Source organism: Glycomyces tritici, assembly GCF_030403505.1.
The window spans coordinates 504684-524140 of record NZ_JAUEMJ010000001.1; the positions used below are offsets into that span (position 1 = coordinate 504684).

17 protein-coding genes are annotated in these 19457 nt (G+C 70.0%); 8 read left to right on the top strand and 9 right to left on the bottom strand.

The genetic code is table 11. The features are described 5' to 3' along the window. Positions 1 to 10 precede the first annotated feature (10 nt). Entirely contained in the window at positions 11 to 682 is a 672-nt protein-coding gene (locus tag QWI33_RS02345) for a response regulator transcription factor (protein WP_205324017.1), read from the top strand. 248 nt (positions 683 to 930) lie between these two features. On the opposite strand, the gene QWI33_RS02350 is transcribed toward QWI33_RS02345, so the two are convergent. Further along, positions 931 to 2067 (bottom strand): glycosyltransferase family 4 protein, encoded by a 1137-nt coding sequence (locus tag QWI33_RS02350; RefSeq protein WP_289954476.1) that lies wholly within the window; start codon positions 2065 to 2067, stop codon positions 931 to 933. A gap of 128 nt (positions 2068 to 2195) precedes the next feature. On the opposite strand from QWI33_RS02350, the gene QWI33_RS02355 reads away from it, so the two are divergent. Beyond that, positions 2196 to 3626, top strand: a complete 1431-nt coding sequence (locus QWI33_RS02355; protein WP_289954478.1) for an NYN domain-containing protein — start codon at positions 2196 to 2198, stop codon at positions 3624 to 3626. A 33-nt stretch (positions 3627 to 3659) separates the two neighbouring features. Here QWI33_RS02355 and QWI33_RS02360 read toward each other — a convergent pair whose 3' ends face one another. Next, the gene (locus tag QWI33_RS02360) at positions 3660 to 4094 is read right to left on the bottom strand and encodes an RDD family protein (protein ID WP_289954479.1); all 435 of its coding nucleotides are present in this window, start codon (positions 4092 to 4094) and stop codon (positions 3660 to 3662) included. 281 nt (positions 4095 to 4375) lie between these two features. On the opposite strand from QWI33_RS02360, the gene glnA reads away from it, so the two are divergent. From glnA to QWI33_RS02375, 3 genes are all read left to right on the top strand, one after another. Then, positions 4376 to 5800, top strand: a complete 1425-nt coding sequence (gene glnA / locus QWI33_RS02365; RefSeq protein ID WP_289954481.1) for a type I glutamate--ammonia ligase — start codon at positions 4376 to 4378, stop codon at positions 5798 to 5800. A gap of 129 nt (positions 5801 to 5929) precedes the next feature. Then, entirely contained in the window at positions 5930 to 6625 is a 696-nt protein-coding gene (locus QWI33_RS02370; protein WP_289954483.1) for an AzlC family ABC transporter permease, read from the top strand. Next, positions 6622 to 6930 carry an AzlD domain-containing protein gene (locus QWI33_RS02375; RefSeq protein ID WP_289954485.1) on the top strand — a complete coding sequence of 103 codons (309 nt, stop codon included), beginning with the start codon at positions 6622 to 6624 and terminating at the stop codon, positions 6928 to 6930. The genes QWI33_RS02370 and QWI33_RS02375 overlap by 4 nt, the downstream gene beginning before the upstream one ends. 232 nt (positions 6931 to 7162) lie before the next feature. On the opposite strand, the gene QWI33_RS02380 is transcribed toward QWI33_RS02375, so the two are convergent. Both QWI33_RS02380 and QWI33_RS02385 read right to left on the bottom strand, forming a co-directional pair. Then, positions 7163 to 8263 (bottom strand): LPXTG cell wall anchor domain-containing protein, encoded by a 1101-nt coding sequence (locus tag QWI33_RS02380; RefSeq protein ID WP_289954487.1) that lies wholly within the window; start codon positions 8261 to 8263, stop codon positions 7163 to 7165. A 243-nt stretch (positions 8264 to 8506) separates the two neighbouring features. After that, entirely contained in the window at positions 8507 to 9616 is a 1110-nt protein-coding gene (locus tag QWI33_RS02385; RefSeq protein ID WP_289954489.1) for a substrate-binding domain-containing protein, read from the bottom strand. 327 nt (positions 9617 to 9943) lie between these two features. Between QWI33_RS02385 and QWI33_RS02390 the strand changes: the two genes are divergently transcribed. Beyond that, positions 9944 to 10852, top strand: a complete 909-nt coding sequence (locus tag QWI33_RS02390; protein WP_289954491.1) for an MBL fold metallo-hydrolase — start codon at positions 9944 to 9946, stop codon at positions 10850 to 10852. Positions 10853 to 10897: 45 nt separating this feature from the next. Here the strand turns inward: QWI33_RS02390 and QWI33_RS02395 are convergent, their stop codons facing one another. Further along, positions 10898 to 11416, bottom strand: a complete 519-nt coding sequence (locus tag QWI33_RS02395) for a MarR family winged helix-turn-helix transcriptional regulator (protein ID WP_289954494.1) — start codon at positions 11414 to 11416, stop codon at positions 10898 to 10900. A gap of 132 nt (positions 11417 to 11548) precedes the next feature. Between QWI33_RS02395 and QWI33_RS02400 the strand changes: the two genes are divergently transcribed. Next, complete coding sequence (locus QWI33_RS02400) at positions 11549 to 12451, top strand: EamA family transporter (RefSeq protein ID WP_289954496.1); 903 nt, start codon at positions 11549 to 11551, stop codon at positions 12449 to 12451. Positions 12452 to 12472: 21 nt separating this feature from the next. After that, positions 12473 to 13105, top strand: a complete 633-nt coding sequence (locus QWI33_RS02405; RefSeq protein ID WP_289954498.1) for an NAD(P)-dependent oxidoreductase — start codon at positions 12473 to 12475, stop codon at positions 13103 to 13105. A gap of 6 nt (positions 13106 to 13111) precedes the next feature. On the opposite strand, the gene QWI33_RS02410 is transcribed toward QWI33_RS02405, so the two are convergent. From QWI33_RS02410 to hrpA, 4 genes are all read right to left on the bottom strand, one after another. After that, positions 13112 to 13477 (bottom strand): DUF5655 domain-containing protein, encoded by a 366-nt coding sequence (locus QWI33_RS02410; RefSeq protein WP_289954500.1) that lies wholly within the window; start codon positions 13475 to 13477, stop codon positions 13112 to 13114. Positions 13478 to 13501: 24 nt separating this feature from the next. Continuing rightward, positions 13502 to 14305, bottom strand: a complete 804-nt coding sequence (locus QWI33_RS02415) for an ABC transporter permease (RefSeq protein WP_289954501.1) — start codon at positions 14303 to 14305, stop codon at positions 13502 to 13504. Continuing rightward, a complete protein-coding gene (locus tag QWI33_RS02420; protein WP_289954503.1) occupies positions 14302 to 15300 on the bottom strand; it encodes an ATP-binding cassette domain-containing protein in 999 nt (332 codons plus the stop codon). Before QWI33_RS02420 ends, QWI33_RS02415 begins: the two co-directional genes overlap by 4 nt. Before the next feature lie 197 nt (positions 15301 to 15497). Continuing rightward, complete coding sequence (gene hrpA / locus QWI33_RS02425) at positions 15498 to 19391, bottom strand: ATP-dependent RNA helicase HrpA (RefSeq protein ID WP_289954505.1); 3894 nt, start codon at positions 19389 to 19391, stop codon at positions 15498 to 15500. Positions 19392 to 19457: the final 66 nt, after the last annotated feature.

Below are 19457 nucleotides of genomic sequence, written 5' to 3' on the forward strand. Positions count from 1 at the left end.
GAGAGACGACATGAACGCTGAGGCGCAGGAGACGACCGGTCAGACGACCGTGCTCATCGTCGACGACCACGACCTGATCCGCAAGGGTCTCCGGCATGCCTTCGACCGCGACCCCGAGTTCGAGGTGGTCGGCGAGGCCGACACGGCCGCGGACGCGCTGCGGCATGCCGCCTCCCTCATGCCGTCGGTGGTGATCATGGACCTGCGCCTGCCCGACGGGTCGGGGCTGGACGCGACGCGCAAGCTCCGCAAGGCGCATCCGAACATGGGCATCGTGGTGCTGACGATGTACGCGGGCGACGACCAGCTGTTCGGCGCTCTGGACGCGGGCGCTTCGGCGTTCGTGCCGAAGTCGGCCCCGGCGAACGACGTGGTCTCGGCGGCGCGGCACGCGGCGGCGAACCCCACGGCGTTCAGCGCCGCGGACCTGGCCGAGGCGATGCAGCGGCGGCTGACGCCGACGGGCCCGCAGCTCTCGCCGCGCGAGTCGCAGGTGCTGAAGCTCCTCGCGGACGGCCTGTCGGTGGCCGGGATCGCGAAGCAGCTGTACGTCTCGGAGTCGACGGCGAAGACGCACATCTCGAAGCTCTACGAGAAGCTCGGCGCGGGCAACCGGGCGCAGGCGCTCATGACCGCCCTGAAGCTCGGCCTCCTGGAAGCCCCCGACCAGCCGAAGTTCTGAACGGAGCGGCCTCGCCCGCCGCACCACCCCCCGATCGCCACCGCCGGGCGGCTCGCCGGAGCCGCTCGCACGCCCCTGCCCCGCGAGGCGAGCCCCAGACCGCGCGCAGGCGCTTTCGACCTGCGTGAACACCGGAGTGTCGGACCCGTGTGGGACCGTCGTCTCATTGTTTCGGTTGGTCGGAGGTGGATGCGGGTGGGAAGGGGCATGCCCTATGCCGCGCCGTGCGGCGGCCGTGCCCGCCCGGCTCAGACCGTCTCGCCGTACAGCATGCCCTCGAGCCGGCCGGCCTGCCGGTCCCATGTCCATTCGCTCAGGGCCCATTCGCGACTGGCCTCGCCGAGCTTTCGCGCCAGCGAAGGATCGGCGAGGACCTGCGAGAGCCGGAAGGTGATCTCGCCGAGGTCGCGGCCGTCGACCACCCATCCCGACTGATCGTGCAGCACCGTGTCCGGCGCGCCGCCCGAGTCGCCGGCGATCACCGGCAGGCCGCACGCGGCCGCCTCCAGGAACACCGCGCCGAGCCCTTCGACGTCGAGGCCGCGGCGGCGCGTGCGGCACGGCATCGCGAACACGTCCCCGGCCGCGAAGTGCGCGGCCAGCTCGTGTTCGGGCACGCCGCCGGTGAAGACCACCTGGTCCTGCACGCCGTGCGCCCTCGCGAGCGCGCGCAGGCGGGCCTCGTACGGGCCCTGGCCGACGACGAGGAGCCGCACGTCGGCGCCCACCTGCTCGCGCACATGCGGCAGGGCCGCGATGAGCATGTCCTGGCCCTTGCGCGGCACCAGCCGCGAGACGCACACGATGACCGGCAGGCCCTGGAGGCGGTGCCGCTCCCGCACCAGGGTGCCGTCGACGCCGGGGTGGAACATCTCGGTGTCGATGCCGAACGTCAACTGCTCCAGGCGGGTCAGGTGCCCGGCGACCGGCGCGATGCGCCGGTGCGTGTAGTCCCCCAGGTAGGTCATGACGTCGAGCGATGCGGCGATGCGCCGCAGGGCGCCGCGCGTGCCGGGCATCATCGCCCAGCCGACCTCGTGCCCGTGGGTGAGGGCGATGGCGCGCTCGATGCCGGTGTCGTGCTTGAGGCCCGCCGCGAGCAGGCCGAGGGGGGCGGCGGCGCCGAACCAGACGCGGTCGCAGCGGTGCTCGCGGGCGACGGCGGTGACGGCGCGGGCGACCCGGGGGGTGGGCACGAGCATCGTGCTGCGGTCGCGCACGACGGTGAAGGGCTGGACGGCGTCGAACTCGGCCCAGCCGGGCGAGGTCGAGGTGTACACCACCAGGTCGTCGGAGGGCAGCCGCAAAGCCATGCCGTGCACAAAGGTCTGTATGCCGCCCCGGCGGGGCGGGAAGTCGTTCGTCACCAGCAGTGTCCGGCTCATCATGACCCCCTTCATGATCCGACCAGTCTGACACGCGGGCCCGGACGTGCGCTGCGATCCGCATGACCCGGGGGGAAGACCTGCGGTCGGCAGTCCCGGCCTGTGACGGCGGTGGCACACTGGTGCCTATGTTGAGCGGCCAGGCAAGCGGCGACGAAGGCCCTGAACCGACGGCCTCCGGAGACGGGGGCGGCGCGGACGGGGCGTCCGAAGAGGACCCTTCCGAACCGGGCGCCGGGACTTCCGGCGGTGCCGTTCAGGACGGCGACGGCCCGGCGGTGTTCCTCACGGAACCGGTGCGGCGCAGGGCGGTCGAGATCGCCGCGGTGGCGATGCCCGGGCTCGGCCCGGGGAAGGTCCCGGCTCGGCTCCGCCGCTTCCTCAAGTTCAGTCCGGTCAAGCGGGCGAAGCTCGCGAAGCCCGAACTCGTCGTCGCGCTCGCCTCCGACGCCGCATTCCGCGAGGGCCTCGCCGAGGTGCTCGCCTCGACCGATTCGCCGCTGATCGCGGCCATCGCCACCGGCGGGGAGGTCTCGCCGATGGCCGATCCGGCCGAGGTCGCCGCGCTCGCCTACCTCCTCCGGCCCGAGGGCTGGCGCGACTTGATCGCCACTGCGGCCCGGGCCGTGGCCGAGGCCCCTGAGGTCCCGGCCCCCGAGCCGGCCGCCGAGGGCGACCCGAAGCGGTTGGCGGCGTTGGAGAAGGAGAACGGGAAGCTCCGCGGTGCGCTCGCCGAGCAGCGGTCGGCCGCCGCGGTCCTGCAGGAGGAGCTGCGGCGGGCCCGCCGCGACCTGAAGGACTCCGAGGACAGGGCCGCCAAGGCCGCCGGGGACCTCGCCGCCGAGCGGGGCCGCCTCAAGCACCTCGACACCGAGCGCCGGTCCGAGCGCCGCCGCATCGAGGCCGAGGTCGAGTCGTTGAAGGCGCAGCTCGAACGCGTCCGCAAGGCCGACAGGGAGCACGAGCGGCTCACCTCGGCCCGGCTGTGGCTGCTGCTGGAGACGCTCTCGGGCACGGCCACGGGCCTGCGTCGCGAGCTCGGCCTCGAACCGGTCGTGGAGCGGCCCGCCGACTACATCGCCGACGAGCTCTGCGAGGAGCCCGAGGAGCGCACCGCCGAGGGCTCGCGCGGCCTCGACCAGACCGACCCGCAGCGCCTCGACCACCTCTTGTCGCTGCCGAACCCGCACCTCATCGTCGACGGCTACAACGTCACGATCTCGGCCTGGGGCGACACGCTGACGCTCGAGCAGCAGCGCAACCGGCTCGTACAGGGCCTCGGGGCGGTCGCGGCGCAGACGAACGCCGAGATCACCGTGGTCTTCGACGGGGCCGACGCCATCTTCGGCGCCAAGCCGAGCGCCCGCGGCGTTCGGGTCCTGTTCAGCGCCAAAGGGCAGATCGCCGACGACGTGGTGGTCGAGCTCGCGCGGGTCGAGCCCGAGGGCCGGCCGGTCGTCGTCGTCTCCTCCGACCAGGAGGTCGCGATGCGGGTGCGACGCGAAGGCGCCTACCCGGTGCCGTCACCGCTGCTCGTCCGCTGGCTGCAGCGGAGCTGACGCCTCCGGGTTCCGGCGCCGACTGAGCCGGGGTCACGCCTGCCGCGGGGGCACCTTCAGCATCACCGAGCCGGCGGCGAGGTCGTGCAGGCCGCGGTGGTACGGGTGGGCCAGCGCGGTCAGGGCCGGGAGCAGGAGCGAGAGCAGGACCGCGCGGATCAGGGAGCGGAGGGGGCCGATCGGCCCGCCGTGGTCGGCTGAGACGCACGCGATGCGCATGAGCCACATGCCGAGTGTCTGGGTGCCGAAGGCGAGCAGGGCCGTGCAGTACGCGGCGAAGAGCACCGCGCGCAGGAGTGCCTGGCCGAAGGGGTCGGCCGTGGCTAGGTCGAGCCAGCTCAGGCCGATCGCGAGGATCGTGCAGGCGATCCAGTCGATGAAGAGTGCGACGAACCGCGCACCGAGGGTCGCCAGATCCTGGCCGGAGCCGGTGGTTTGGGAGGAGTTCGCACCGCGTTCGCTCGTCATGGCGCGAGTCTACGGGTCGGCCCGAAACGTGGCTTGTGCACCGCCCTGAGCAGTGGTTTCGGTCAATGTGGAACAGACTTGAACAACGCAAGTAACACGCACGAAACATTTGATTTACGGTGGGGCAATTGATCGAGGTTAGCGTTTCGGCTAATAAGCTTAGGCGTCGACAGCGAGGTCGGCCAGCCCGGCGAAGCTTGCGAGCCGGCCCTGAGTACGGCTGACGGGGGAACCGGCCTTCCCGGACCCGCCGGCACTCACCTACCGAGAGGAATACCTTCGTGTTCTCCAGCCCTGAAGAGCTCCTCGGCTACGTCCGCGACAACGACGTGAAGTTCATCGACGTCCGCTTCTGCGACCTGCCCGGCGTCATGCAGCACTTCAACATCCCGGCCGAGTCCTTCGACGACGACCTCCTCGAGGAGGGCCTCGCGTTCGACGGCTCCTCGATCCGCGGCTTCCAAGAGATCCACGAATCGGACATGCTGCTGCTGCCCGACGTGGCGACCGCGTTCATCGACCCCTTCCGCGAGCAGAAGACCCTCGCCCTGAACTTCTTCGTCCACGACCCCTTCACCCGCGAGGCCTACAGCCGCGACCCGCGCAACGTCGCGAAGAAGGCCGAGCAGTACCTGGCCGGCTCCGGCATCGCCGACACCGCGTACTTCGGGGCCGAGGCCGAGTTCTACATCTTCGACTCGATCCGCTTCGACCAGACCGCCAACCAGGCGTTCTACGAGATCGACTCGATCGAGGGCGCCTGGAACACCGGTGCCGACGAGCCGGGCGGCAACCTCGGCTACAAGCCGCGCCACAAGGGCGGCTACTTCCCGGTCGGCCCCGTCGACCACTTCGCGGACCTGCGCGACCGCATGGTCACCAACCTCATCGAAGGCGGGCTCACCATCGAGCGCGCCCACCACGAGGTCGGCACCGCGGGCCAGTCGGAGATCAACTACCGCTTCGACACGCTGCTGCACTCCGGCGACGACGTCCAGAAGTTCAAGTACATCATCAAGAACACCGCCACCCAGGCGGGCAAGACGGTCACGTTCATGCCCAAGCCCCTGTTCGGCGACAACGGCTCGGGCATGCACACCCACCAGTCGCTGTGGGCGAACGGCGAGCCGCTGTTCTACGACGAGACCGGGTACGCCGGCCTCTCCGACACCGCCCGCCACTACATCGGCGGCCTGCTCAAGCACGCCCCGAGCCTGCTGGCCTTCACCAACCCGTCGGTGAACTCCTACCGCCGCCTGGTGCCGGGCTTCGAGGCCCCCGTCAACCTGGTCTACTCGCAGCGCAACCGCTCGGCGTGCACCCGCATCCCGGTCACCGGTTCGAACGCGAAGGCCAAGCGCGTCGAGTTCCGCGTGCCGGACCCGTCGAGCAACCCGTACCTGGCGTTCTCGGCCATGCTCATGGCCGGCCTGGACGGCATCAAGAACAAGATCGAACCGCCGGCGCCGGTCGACAAGGACCTCTACGAGCTCGGCCCGGAGGAGTACGGCGACATCCAGCAGGTCCCCGGCTCGCTCGACGCGGTGCTCGACAACCTCGAGGCCGACCACGACTTCCTCACCGAGGGCGGCGTGTTCACCCCGGACCTGATCGAGACCTGGATCTCCTTCAAGCGCGAGAACGAGATCGACCCGATCCGCCTCCGCCCGACCCCGCACGAGTTCGACCTGTACTACGAGGTCTAACAGGTAGTACCGAAAGGTACGGCTTCAAGGTCTGAGTCCTGAGTGTTCGAGGGGCGCGGCCGGTGTGACGCACCGGTCGCGCCCCTTGAACGTTTGTTCACCCCAGCGGTCACGAGGGATACTCGCCCGGTGCCTCCCCGCTTCCTCCACGAACACGACCGGGACGTCTTCCGCGACGCCCTCGCCATGTCGATCGGCATCTGCATCGTCGGCGTCTCCTTCGGCGCCCTGGCCACCTCGGCCGGGCTGCCCTGGTGGATCCCCGTCGCCATGTCCTTCCTGACGTTCGCGGCCACCTCCCAGTTCGCGATGCTCGCCGTCGTCATGGCCGGGGGCGGCGTCCTCGCCGGCCTCGCCGCGGGCGTGCTCGTCCACCTGCGGCACATCCCCTACGGCCTCGCCGTGGGGAACCTCTACTGGGACAAGTGGTGGACGCGCCTCCTCGGCACGTTCATGCTCATCGACCAGTCCACCGCGTTCGCGCTCGCGGCCGGCGACGACCGGCGGCGCGCCAAGGCCGCGTACTGGATCACCACCCTGACCATGTTCGTCGCCTGGAACCTCGGCACCGTCATCGGCGTCCTCGCGGGCGGCTTCATCCCCGACCCGGCCGTGTTCGGCCTAGACGCCGCGTTCCCCGCGCTCCTGCTCGCGCTCGTGATGCCCGCGCTGAAGGACCGCGACACGCTGCTCGCGGCCCTGGTCGGCGTCGCCGTCGCCGCCGCGACCGCACCGTTCCTGCCCACCGGCATCCCGGTCCTGCTGGCCCTCCTCGGCCTCCTCGCGACCTGGCCGCGCCGCAAGCCGAAGGAGGAGGCGGCATGACCATGACCGCAGTACTGGCCCTCGCGGTAGGGGTCTTCCTGGTCCGCCTCGCCGGGCCGCTCATGCGCAGCCGCATCAACGTCTCCGAGCGGTCCGAGACCCTCATGAAGCGCGGCGCCATCGTGGTCCTCGCGGCCCTCGTGATCACCGGTGCGCTGTTCGCCGACGGCGGCTTCGCCGGCTGGGCGCTCCCGGCGGGCGTCCTCGTCGGCGGGCTCCTGGCCTGGCGCAGAGCCCCGATCCTCGTCGTCGTCGTCGCCGCGGCGGGCACGACGGCCCTGCTCCGGCTCGGCGGCATCGCCTGATCTAGGAGCGTTGCAGCCCTCTTCGGGGCGTGGTGGAAGCACTCGCCACCGCGGGGTCCGCGCTGCGTCCCTTGTGGTGCTGTCCGTTGCGTTCCCTGCGATCGAGAGCGCGGCCGGGACCGGCGCCGACGAGGTCATGCTCTGAGCACGCGAAACGGGGGCCGCGCGATGGCGCGGCCCCCGTTCGTCAGAGCCTTTCAGTCAGGGACTGACGTGCAGGCCCCGGGTGTTGCTACCAGTCCTGCGCGGCGCGGCGGCGACGCATGATCAGGAAGATGGCGGCGGCGGCCACGATGAGCGCGGCGGCCGAGCCGATCATGATCGTCATCGAGCTGCCGGTGGTGGGCAGCTGCGGCTGAGCGGAAGGCGTGCCGCTCGGCGAAGGGGTCTCCTCGTCACAGGGGATCCATTCGACGCCGCCCTCGGTGCCGTCCTTCGCGGTCTTGATGCGGTAGTCGACCCAGAGGACGTCTTCGACGGCCTTGAACTCGCGCACCTCGGAGCCGCCCGGCTGAACCACGATCTCCTCGGGCTCATCGCTGTAGCTGGTCCACAGGGTGAAGGTGGTGGCCTCGCCGTCCGCGGGGACGGAGAGCGTGAAGATCAGGCCCTCGCAGTCGGCCTCGACCTCGATGTAGCTGCACAGCTCCTGGTCGTACCACTCGACGGTGTCGACGAGCTCGCCGTCGACGAGCACGTCGACGGACAGACCGGACTCGGGCTCTTCCAGGAGGAAGTACCAGCCGAAGCCCTCTCCGACCTCGGGGGTGTAGCTCTCCTCTTCACCGTCGCTGGAGACGAAGGTGAACTCCGCGAGCGCCTCGGGGTTGGTGTTGTCGGCCCAGACCCAGATGCCGACGCAGTCGATGTCGCTGTCGAGCACGAAGCCCGGCTCGGGCTCTTCGGGCGTGTCACAGCCGCCCTCGGGCTGGGAGACGATGTACGGGGCGCCGGTGTCCTCGACGGTGTTCGACCACTTCGAGGTGAGCACGAGGCTCACGGTCTCGACGTCGCCGGACACGACCTGGGTGCCCTTGAGCGTGTCGGTCGAGCCGTTGGCGGGGAGCGCCGCGCCCTCGACGAAGAGCGGACCGGAGACGTCGCCTTCGACCGTCCAGGACTTGACCGTGGCGGTCAGGTCGTCTTCCTTGCCCGGCCAGGTGCCGTCGGTGGCTTCCCAAGTGACGGTCCAGGTGCCGTCCTCGTTGCACACGGAGGTGCCCCAGTAGTCGCTGTGGTGGGCTTGGGCGGCGGAAGCGAAGGTGACCGCTCCTGCGAGGCCGAGGACGACGCTACCGCTCAGTCCCAGCACCCGCTTGAGGGTACGGTTCATGGTTCTCCTAAGGATGGCAATTGCTTTGGGGGGAATCGGAGCCGCGCGGCCGAGGGTGTGAGCGCTCGTCCGGCTTCGGCAACTTACCAAAGGAGACACGCCGCCGTGCGAGGAGAGGTCGCATAACGATCTCGTAACGGACGGTCTGCGATCGGCAGCGGCGCAAGCGGAACCGATGGAGCACAGCGAAACGGCCGGGCTTTCGCCCGGCCGCTGCCGTTTTGTCCGTCCGAGCGGGAGGGCTCAGTCCACGTCCGCCGGGGCGCTGTCGATCGCTTCCTCGGTGGCGTACTCCGAGTCGACGACGACCTCCTTGTAGTTCTCGACGGTCACGTCGACCGGCTCGAGCAGGTAGGAGGGGACGAACTTGAAGCCGTTGTCGTAGGTGCCCTGGTCGTTCACGTCGGGGGTCCCGCCGCCGACGATCGCCTTCACCATGTCCACGGCGACCTCGGCGAGCTGGCGGGTGTCTTTGAAGACCGTCTCGGTCTGGCCGGTGCCCTCCTTGATCGCCTTGAGGGAGCGCAGCTCGGCGTCCTGGCCGGTGATGACCGGGAAGTCGTCCGAGCCGGGCTCGAAGTCGGCGTCGACCAGCGCCTCCACGATGCCGCGGCTGATGCCGTCGTAGGGCGAGAGCACCGCGTGGAGCGGCCGGTCCTGGTAGTGGTCCTCGAGGAGCTGGGCCATCCGGGTCCGCGCGGTCTTGCGGTCCCACTGCTGGATGGCGGTGGCGTCCTGCTCGGTCTCGTTGGAGGGGACCACGACCGAGCCGCCGTAGATGTAGGGCTCGAGGGTGTCGAGGCCGCCTTGGAAGAAGTACTGGGAGTTGTTGTCGTCCAAGGAGCCCGAGAACAGCTCGACGTTGTACTGCTCGGTGGTGTCCTGGGTGAGGCCGAGCTTGGCGATGATGTGCTTGGCCTGCAGCACGCCGACCTGGTAGTTGTCGAACGAGGCGTAGTAGTCGACGTCGGGGGTCTCGAGGATGAGCCGGTCGTAGGCGATGATCGTGACGCCCTTGTCCTTGGCCTTGCTCAGGACCTCGCCGAGGGAGGTGTTGCCGATGGCGCCGATGATGAGGAACTCGACGCCCTGGTCGACCATCGACTCGATCTGGGCGACCTGGGCGGGGACGTCGTCCTCGCCGTTCTCGAGGATGGTCTTGTAGCCGAGGTCCTGCAGCCGCTTCTCCAGGTCGGCGCCCTCCAGCACCCACCGGTCGGACGCCCTGGTGGGCATGGCGATGCCCGTGAAGCCGGTCAGCTGCTTCGAATCCTCGCCCGCGCCGCATGCGGCGAGCGATACGGCTGCGACGCCTGCCGTTCCGTACAACAGGCCGCGACGACTGAGGTGCATGGGGCAAGTACTCCTTCGTACAGGTGAGGGGGTTCATTTCACCCCCGAAACTTACACGAGTGGAAAGCTCGCTAAATCGGGTCATTCCGTGACCGAACCGTGTCCTGGAAGGAGGGACGAAACGGGATGCAGAGGCGCTTCGCGCCGTATTCCCCCGCTGCGTTCAAGGACCGTGCTCGAAGATTTCACGACCATCCGGAACGAACGTAGAACCTGCCGGTAACACGCTTTCCGGCGGCCCCTCCGCAAAGCGACGGGCCTCGCTCCCACCAGAACGCTGTGATCACCTTCGATATGTTGGCGCATCGACCGCATACCATTGCGGGCATGAGTGATCGGTGGATCGAGGTGGCCCCGCGGGTGTGGGTGCGGCGTCTGCAGGAACTGGACCAGACGCTGGGACTGGTGATCGGTGACGAGTCCTGCTTGGTGATCGACACGGGCATCAACGCCGAGGCGGGGTTCGCGTTCGCCACGGCGATCCGCGAGAAGACCGATCTGCCCTGGCAGGTCGCGTACACGCACGACCACTTCGACCACTGGTTCGGGACCTCCGCGTTCGGCGAGTCCGCGATCTGGGCGGTCGGGGACGGCGCCCACTACATCCGCATCGGCGACGAGCAGCGCAAGGCCTGGGCCGCGCGGTACCGCCGGGAGGGCCGCGAGGAGGACGCCCGCCGCATCGCCCGCTCGGCGCTCGTGCCGCCGAACTGCCGGGTGAACGGCGCGATCGGGCTGAACCTGGGCGGTCGCACGGTGGTGCTGCGCCAGGCCGGCCTGGCGCACAGCGACAACGACATGGTGATCGAGGTGCCCGACGCGGGCGTCCTGTTCGCCGGGGACCTGCTGGAGCACGGCGCGCCGCCCTCCTACGACGCCGCGTTCCCGTACGAGTGGCCGCAGGCCGTCGAGTACCTGCTGAGCTGGAAGCCCGCGGTGGTGGTGCCGGGCCACGGGGACCCGGCGGACTACTGGTGGGCGCGGGCGCAGACGAGGGATCTGGCCGAGGTCGCGCGGATGTGCGGCGAGGTGTCGCAGGGATTCCTCACCGAGGAGGAGGCGTTGGCGCACAACCCGTTCGGCGAGGCGCCGATGCGGGCGGCGCTCGACCGGTGCAAGGCCCTCACTCCTCCCCCGCCGCCGGAGACGACGGCCCCTGCGGCGCAGCCGCAGACACCGCCGCCACCGGTGATCGTGTACGACGTCTTCGACTACGACGTCGACCTGACGCGCTGATCAGCCGCCCGCAGGTCCAGCCGAGGGCGCGGGGACGCGGTCCGGCTACTCGAACGGCTGGTCCTCGAAGCCGAGGTGCAGTTTGCGCAGCAGCGCGCCGAGCTGCGCCCGCTCCTCGTCGGTGAGCACCGCCAAAGTCTCGAGCTGCAGGTCGATGCCGGTGCGCACGGCCTCCTCGATGACCTCGCGGCCCTGCGCGGTCATGCGGACCTTCAGGCCGCGCCGGTCGGCGGGGTCGGGGAGGCGCTCGACGAACCCGGCGGCCTCGAGCTTGTCGAGGCGCCCGGTGAGCCCGCCCGAGCTGAGCATCAGGGTCGCGCCGATCTCCTTGGGCGACAGCGTGAACGGCTCCCCGGACCGCCGGATCGAGGCGAGCACGTCGAACTCGTTGGGCCCCAGGCCCTGCCGCGCGCGGAGCTCGTGGAGCCGCGCGCCGAGCTTCTGCGAGATGCGGTGGATGCGCCCGTAGAGGGCCATGGATTCGAGTTCGAGATCGGGCAGCTCACGGTGCCACTGCGCGACGATCCTGTCAACGGCGTCGCGCTCCACGGCGTCTTCGGTCATGGGGGTCATTGTGGCCCACCTGCCTTCCGGTCGCTGAAGTACCTCAGGGTGATCTAACTCCTGATCAAGTATCTTGACTTCAAGTAGCTTGAGTGTAAGCTACTTATTATCAAGCTACCCCAAGGAGCCACGATGAACCGCAGCACCAAGGACCTCCTCCTCACGGCCCTCGCCCCCGTCATGTGGGGCACCACCTACGTGGTGACCACCGAGTTCCTCCCAGCCGACCGGCCCTTCCTCACCGCCATGCTGCGGGCCCTCCCCGCGGGCCTCCTGCTCATCGTCCTGTCACGAAGGCTTCCCAAAGGCTCGTGGTGGTGGAAGTCGGCCGTCATCGGCACGCTGAACATCGCCGCGTTCTTCGCCCTGCTCTTCATCGCGACCTACCGCCTCCCCGGCGGCGTCGCGGCAGTGGCGGCGGCGGTCGGCCCGCTGGCCACGGCGGGAGCGACGCTGCTGATCCTCCACCAGAAGGTGCGCCTGCGCACCTGGCTGCTCGGCCTCACCGGCGTGGCGGGCGTGGCCATGGTGGTGCTCTCCGCCGAAGCCGAACTCGACACCCTCGGCGCACTGGCCGGCATCGGCGGCGCGGTCTCGATGGCGGTCGCGGTGGTCCTCACGAAGCGCTGGGGCATGCCGAAGGAAGCCGGGCCCGCCGCCCTCGCGGGCTGGCAGCTCACCGCGGGCGGCCTCCTGCTCATCCCCCTCGCCTTCGCCGTCGAAGGCGCCGTCCCCGCGCTCACCGGCTCGAACCTGCTCGGCTACCTGTACCTCGGCCTGGTCAACACCGCGCTCGGCTACTGGCTCTGGTTCCGCGGCATCGGCCGGCTCTCGGTGGTGCCCTTGAGCTTCCTGGGCCTGCTCTCCCCGCTCACCGCCGCCACGGTCGGATGGCTCGTCCTCGGCGAGACCTTCACGGTCCTGCAGACCGCCGGCTTCGCGGTCGCCTTGGCGGCCACCGTGACCGCGCAGCTCCAGAACCGGCCCAAGCGGCAGGTGCCTCCGGCGCCCCGCAAGATCCTGACCCACGCCTGAGACGACGAGAAGGAGACCACCATGCGCATCATCATCTTCGGAGCGGCCGGAATGGTCGGCACCCGCACCGCCGCCGAGGCGCTCGCAAGAGGCCACGAGGTCACCGCCGCGGTCAGGGATCCGAACCGCGAACTCCCCGCCGGGGTGCGGATCGAGGTGGGCGACGCCGCCGATCCTGAGGCGGCGGCCCGGCTGCTCAAAGGGCACGACGCGGCGGTGAGCACCGTCCGCGCCCCCGCCGGCGCCGAGCACCTGCAGGTCGAGGCGACCGCGACGCTCCTGCAGGGCGCGGCGGCGACCGGGGTCAGGCTGCTGGTCGTAGGCGGCGCGGCGACGCTCACGGTCCCTGGCGGCACGACCGTCTTGGAGGACCCCCGGTATGTTCCGCAGGAGTGGCGGGCGGTGGCGGAGGCCAGCGCGGCCCAGCACCGGCAGTGCGCCGGGGAGCGGCAGGCGGACTGGACCTATGTGAGCCCGCCCGCGGTCCTTGAGCCCGGCGAGCGCACCGGGGCATACCGCCTCGGCCGGGACGAGCTCCTGTCGGACGCCGCGGGCGTCTCGAGGATCAGCGCCGAAGACCTGGCGGTAGCCGTGCTCGACGAGCTCGAGCACCCGAGGCACCGCAGGGTCCGGTTCACCGTCGCCTCCGCCTGATCCGCATCAGGCCGCTTCGCGGTAGGCGGTCGCGAGCCAGGTCCGGACTTCGTGGTCGATCTCGTCGGCCTCGCGGATTTCGAGGTGGTGCATCCAGGCCTTCGCGGACGGATGCACCACCTCCTTGAACCGTTCGGAGCGCAGCTCCTCGGGAAGGGCGATCGACAGGACCACGGGGACGTCGCTGTTCACGTACTGCGCGGGCCGCCACACGAAGGCGAAGCCCTTGCGGCGGCGGAACGCGATCTGGCTCTTGGTCACTTTGACCTCGGCCTCGCCATTGGCTTCGACGGCTTCGGCGACGGCGCGGTAGAGCGCGAGGCCTTCCGCGTCGTCGCCGAAGTAGTCCTCGGGGCTCCGGTCACCGCCCATGTCGCTGCTCCGGGTTCGGTCCGGTCAGACCATCTTGCGCCTGTAGGCGCGCATCGCCAGGGGCGCGGTGACCGCGAAGATCGCCGCGGCCCATACGAAGGTCCACATCAGCGGCTCGGCGATGGGGCCGAACGAGAGGAGGCCGCGCATGGCGTCCGCGAGGTGGGTGACCGGGTTGACCTTCGCCCAGGCCTGCATGAAGCCGGGCATCGTGTTGATGTCGACGAAGGCGCTGGAGGTGAAGGTCAGCGGCATGATGATCACGAAGGCGTAGATCTGGACCTTCTCCTCCGAATCCGCGACCACGCCCATCAGGACCGAGATCCACGAGATCGCCAGCGCGAAGACCACCAGCACGAGCATCGCGAGGAACGCGCCGGCGACCGTGCGCAGCTCGAAGCCCATGAGGAGGCCGAGGCCGAGCATGACCACGATCGACCAGACCTGCTTGAACATGTCCGCGAAGATCTTCCCGGCCAGCGGCGCGGAGCGGGCGATCGGCAGGGAGCGGAAGCGGTCGTATACGCCTTTGCGCAGGTCGGCGTTGATGCCGGTGCCGGTGTACATGGTGAGGAAGATGGCGTTCTGGGCGATGAGGCCGCCGAGGACGTACTGGAGGTAGTCCGAAGTGGACCCGGCCATCTGGCCGCCGAAGACGTAGACGAACAGCAGCAGGAACATGATCGGGCTGAGGCTGAGGTCGACGAGTTCGAACGGGTTGTGCTTGATGCGGACCATCTGCCGCCAGGCCATGGAGAGGACCTGGCTGACGGTGGCGCCGAGCCCGGGGCGGTGGACGACCGGGGCGTAGATGTGGGCGGCGGTCATTTCGCGGACTCCTCGGTCTCGGCGGCGCTGTCCGGATCGCCGTCGTCGGTGTCGGTCTCGGTGCGGCGGCCGGTGAGGGTCAGGAAGACCTCGTCGAGGCTGGAGAGTCCCAGGTGGAACTCGGTGAGCGCGATGCCGCGGTCGCGGAGGTCGGCGGCGAGGGCCGGCATGATGCCGTCGTCGTTGACGCCGACGGTGATCGCCCCGGCCTCGACCGCCGGTTCGAGTTCGGGGAAGCGCGCGGCGACGAGCTCGCGCACGGTGTCGAGCTGGCCGTGGTCCTCGGGCTGGATGCGCAGGCTCTGGCCGCCGATCTTGGCTTTGAGCTGGGTCGGGGTGCCGGTGGCGATGACCTTGCCGTGGTCGATGACGGCGATCTCGTGGGCGAGCTGGTCGGCCTCTTCGAGGTACTGCGTGGTGAGCAGGACGGTGGTGCCGTCGGCGACGAGGCCGCGCACGAGTCCCCAGAGCTCGCCGCGGGCCCTGGGGTCGAGTCCGGTGGTGGGCTCGTCGAGGAAGAGGATGCGGGGCCGGCCGACGAGGCTGGCGGCCAGGTCGAGGCGGCGCCGCATGCCGCCGGAATAGGCCTTGGCGGGCTTCTCGGCGGCGTCGGAGAGGTTGAACTGGGCGAGCAGTTCGCGGGCGCGGGCCTTGGCGTCCCGGGTGGGCATGCCGAGGAGGCGGCCGATGAACCGCAGGTTCTCCTCGCCGGTGAGCAGTTCGTCGACGCCGGCGAACTGGCCGGTGAGGCCGATGAACGTGCGTACCTTGGCGCCGTCCTTGACGATGTCGTACCCGCCCACGCGGGCGGTCCCGGCCGTGGGCTGGGAGAGGGTGGCGAGCATGCGGACCATGGTGGTCTTGCCGGCGCCGTTGGGCCCGAGGACGCCGAGCACGGTCCCGGTCCGGGCGGTGAGGTCGACGTGGTCGAGGGCGACGAGGTCGCCGAAGTGCTTGGTCAGGCCCTCGGTTTCGATGGCGTTGTCTTGCGACACTTCGTCCTCCTTTGGAGTGGTGTCGTGTGGAAGGGTTTCGAGTTCTGGTTTCCGGGGCAGCGTGCACCCGAGATCATGATGTCATATTGATGCGTGCTTGACATCACCTTTGTGGTGGCGCTTCGCCGTACCGTGCGCGGCGTACACCGGAACTCGATCATGCACCCGGGGTGTGACATCCGGGGTGCGATTGGCCCTTAGAGCGCCTGGAGGAGCTTCCGGATGCGCTTCTCGCTCACCTGGTAGCGGGTGCCGAGCTGCTGGGCGAAGAAGCTCACGCGCAGCTCCTCGAGCATCCAGCGGACCTCGCGGCCCTCACCCGAGCGGAGCGCGGCGGGCCGGGTGCGCGCGAGCGAGTCCCGCTCGGCCTCCAGGGACTGGATGACCTCCATCTTGCCCTGGTCCCCCGCCACGTCGGCGACCGCGCGCTTGGCGCGGAAGCTGATGGCCTTCACATAGCGGAGCAGGTCGTCCAGGCGCCACCAGCCGGTCGAGCCCACGAAGCCGTCCGCGCCGACGAGCGATTCGAGCTGGCGGCGCATGTCGCTCAATGCGGGCAGCACGCGCAGGTCGAACTTGCCCTCGAGGAGCCGGGACGCCTCGCGCGCCTCGGTCAGCACCGCCGCGACCTTGCGGGCCACCGCCGGGGACTCGCCCGCGACCTCCGGCCTCGCGCGCTTGAGCAGCGCCTCGAAGCCCTCGCGGTCCCAGGCCGGGCCGCCGCCCTCGATGAGCACCTTGTCGAGCACCGTCCGCACGCAGTCGGCCAGCAGCGCATCCACGTTCGCGTAAGGGCCCGTGGCCAGCGCGAGCTGCTCGTTGCGGGTAAGGGCCTCCTTCAGGCGCGGGTCGGGGGTGTTCAGGCGCAGGAGCCGGCGCGTGCCCGCCCACATGTTCGCGGCCTGCGCACCGGGATCGGGGAAGGCCTTGACGCCGACCGAGCCGCCCTCGTCGACCAGCCCGGGGTAGGCCTTCGCGGTGTAGCCCTTGCGCGGGGTCTCGTGGATCTTCGGCAGCGCGTCGAAGTCCCAGGTCTTGAGGCCGGTGCGCTCGAGGTCGAAGGCCTCCGACGCGGCCTCCTGGGTCTTGGGGGCGAGCTGGCGCTGGAGGGCGCCGAGTTCCTTGCCTTCGGCGAGGACTTTGCCTTCCTCGTCCTTGACCTGGAAGGTGACGAGGAGGTGCCCGGGGACCTTGGTGAGGTCGAAGGCGTCGTCGGGGACGTGGACGTGCGTCATCGACTTGAGCGTGTCCGCGAGCGCGGCCATCATGGGCCGGCCGGGGGCGGGCGCCATGCGGGCGACGGCGGCCTTCGCGAAGTCGGGGGCCGGCACGAAGCTGCGGCGCAGGGACTTGGGGAGGCTCTTGATGAGCGCTTCGGCGAACTCGGCGCGCAGGCCCGGGACCTGCCAGGTGAAGGCGTCCTGGTCGAGCTGCTGGAGGGCCGGGAGGGGGACGGCGACGGTGACGCCGTCGCGGGCGGAGCCGGGTTCGAACTCGTAGTCGAGTTCGAGGTCGGCGCCTTCGGAGGTCCAGATCTCGGGGTAGGCGTCGGCGGCGACGCGCTCGGCGCGGTCGCCGAGGAGGAGCTGCTCGTCGAAGTCGAGGAGGGTCTTGTCCTTCTCCTTCTTCCACCAGGAGTCGAAGTGGCGGCCGGAGACGATGTCGGCGGGGAGGCGCTCGTCGTAGAAGTCGAAGAGGGTCTGCTCGTCGGCGAGGAGGCCGCGCTGGCGCACCCGGTTCTCGAGGTCCTCGACCTCGCTGATCTTGGCGAGGTTCTGCGCGAGGAACTTGTGGTGGGTGTCCCATTCGGCCTGGACGAGCGCGTGGCGGATGAACAGCTCGCGGCTGGTCTCGACGTCGATGCGGCCGAAGTTGACCTTGCGGCGGGCGACGATCGGGACGCCGTAGAGGGTGACCCGCTCGAAGGCGAGGACGGCCCCGGCCTTCTTCGACCAGTGCGGTTCGGAGTAGGTGCGCTTGCTGAGGTGCTCGGCGAGCGGCTCGACCCATTCGGGTTCGATCTTGGCGCATACGCGGCCCCAGAGGCGGCTGGTCTCCACGAGTTCGCCGGCGACGACCCAGCGCGGCTGCTTCTTGGCGAGGCCGGAACCGGGGAAGATCGCGAACTTGGCGTTGCGCCCGCCGAGGTACTCGCGGGTGTCGGCCTCTTTGACGCCGATGTGGGAGAGGAGCCCGGCCAGGAGCGCGGTGTGGACGCTCTTCGGGGCGGGCGTGGCTTCGGGGGAGCCGATCTCGATCTTGAGGCTCTTGAGGACGCCGAGGATCTGGCGAACCAGGTCCTGCCACTCGCGGATGCGCAGGTAGTGCAGGTACTCCTGTTTGCACATGCGCCGGAAGGAGCTGGAGGAGCGGGTCTTGCGCTCGTCCTCGAGGTACCGCCACAGGTTGAGGTAGGCGGAGAAGTCGGAGTCGGGGTCGTTGAAGCGCGCGTGCGACTGGTCGGCCTGGGCGCGCTTGTCCGCCGGGCGCTCCTTCGGGTCCTGGATGGACATGGCGGCGGTGATGACGGCGACGGCGTGGACGCAGCCCTCTTCGCGGGCCTGGAGGATCATGCGGGCCAGGCGCGGGTCGATCGGCAGGCGCGCGATGTCGCGTCCGGCCTTGGTGAGGCGCCGCTCGCCGCTGCGCACGTCCTCGAGCGCGCCGAGCTCCACCAGGAGGTCCATGCCGTCCTTGATGTTCCGCGAGTCGGGGGCGTCGACGAACGGGAAGGACTCGACCCGGCCGAGCTTCGCGGCGGTCATCTGGAGGATGACGCTGGCGAGGTTGGTGCGCAGGATCTCGGCGTCGGTGAACTCGGGGCGGGCGTTGAAGTCGTCCTCGGAGTAGAGGCGGATGCAGATGCCCTCGGCGACGCGGCCGCAGCGGCCGGCGCGCTGGTTGGCGCTGGCCTGGCTGATCGCCTCGATGGGGAGGCGCTGCACCTTGGTGCGGGCCGAGTAGCGGGAGATGCGGGCGTACCCGGCGTCGATGACGTACCGGATGCCGGGCACCGTGAGGGAGGTCTCGGCGACGTTCGTGGAGAGGATGATGCGGCGGCCGGTGTGGGAGGAGAAGACCCGGTGCTGCTCCTGCGCGGAGAGGCGCGCGTACAGCGGGACGATCTCGGTGTGGCGGAGCTTGGCCTTCTCGAGGGCGTCGGCGGTGTCGCGGATCTCCTGCTCGCCGGAGAGGAAGACGAGGATGTCGCCGTCGCCGGCGCGGCTGAGCTCGTTGACGGCGTCCAGGATGCCGTCGGTCTGGTCGCGCTGCTCCTCGCCGTCCTCGGCCTGCAGCGGCCGGTAGCGGACCTCGACGGGGTAGGTGCGGCCGGAGACCTCGAGGATCGGGGCCGGGCCGTGCTCTCCGGCGAAGTGGTTGGAGAACCGCTCGGGGTCGATGGTCGCGGAGGTGACGATGACCTTGAGGTCGGGGCGCTTGGGGAGGATCTGGCGCAGGCAGCCGAGGATGAAGTCGATGTTGAGGCTGCGCTCGTGCGCCTCGTCGATGATGATCGTGTCGTAGGCGCTCAGGAGCCGGTCGTGCTGGATCTCGGTGAGCAGGATGCCGTCGGTCATCAGCTTCACGTAGCTCTTGTCCGACACCTGGTCGGTGAAGCGGACCTTCCAGCCCACGGCCTCGCCGAGCGGCGAGCCGACCTCGTCGGCGATGCGCTCGGCCACCGCGCGGGCGGCGATGCGCCGCGGCTGCGTGTGCCCGATCATGCCGCGGACGCCGCGGCCGAGTTCGAGGCAGATCTTCGGGATCTGCGTGGTCTTGCCCGAGCCGGTCTCGCCGGCGATGATCACGACCTGGTTGTCGCGGATCGCCTCGAGGATGTCGTCCTTGCGCTGCGAGACGGGCAGCTCTTCGGGGTAGACGATCTTCGGGACGCCGGCGGCGCGGGCCGCCAGCGCGGCCTCTTTCCGCTCGACCTCGGCCTCGAGCTTGGCGAAGGCTTCGGCGCGGGCCGGGCCTTCGGCTTCGCGGGCCTCGCGCAGGCGGCGGCGCAGCGCACGCTGATCGGCCGTGCGCAGGGCGAAGACGCGCTCGCGCAGGCTGGTTCGGGATTCGGGGACGCTACTGGGCATGACGATGGTCAAGGATACGTGGATGCCCGGGCCGGTCGCCACGCATTAACCGCCGCAGTGGCCTGC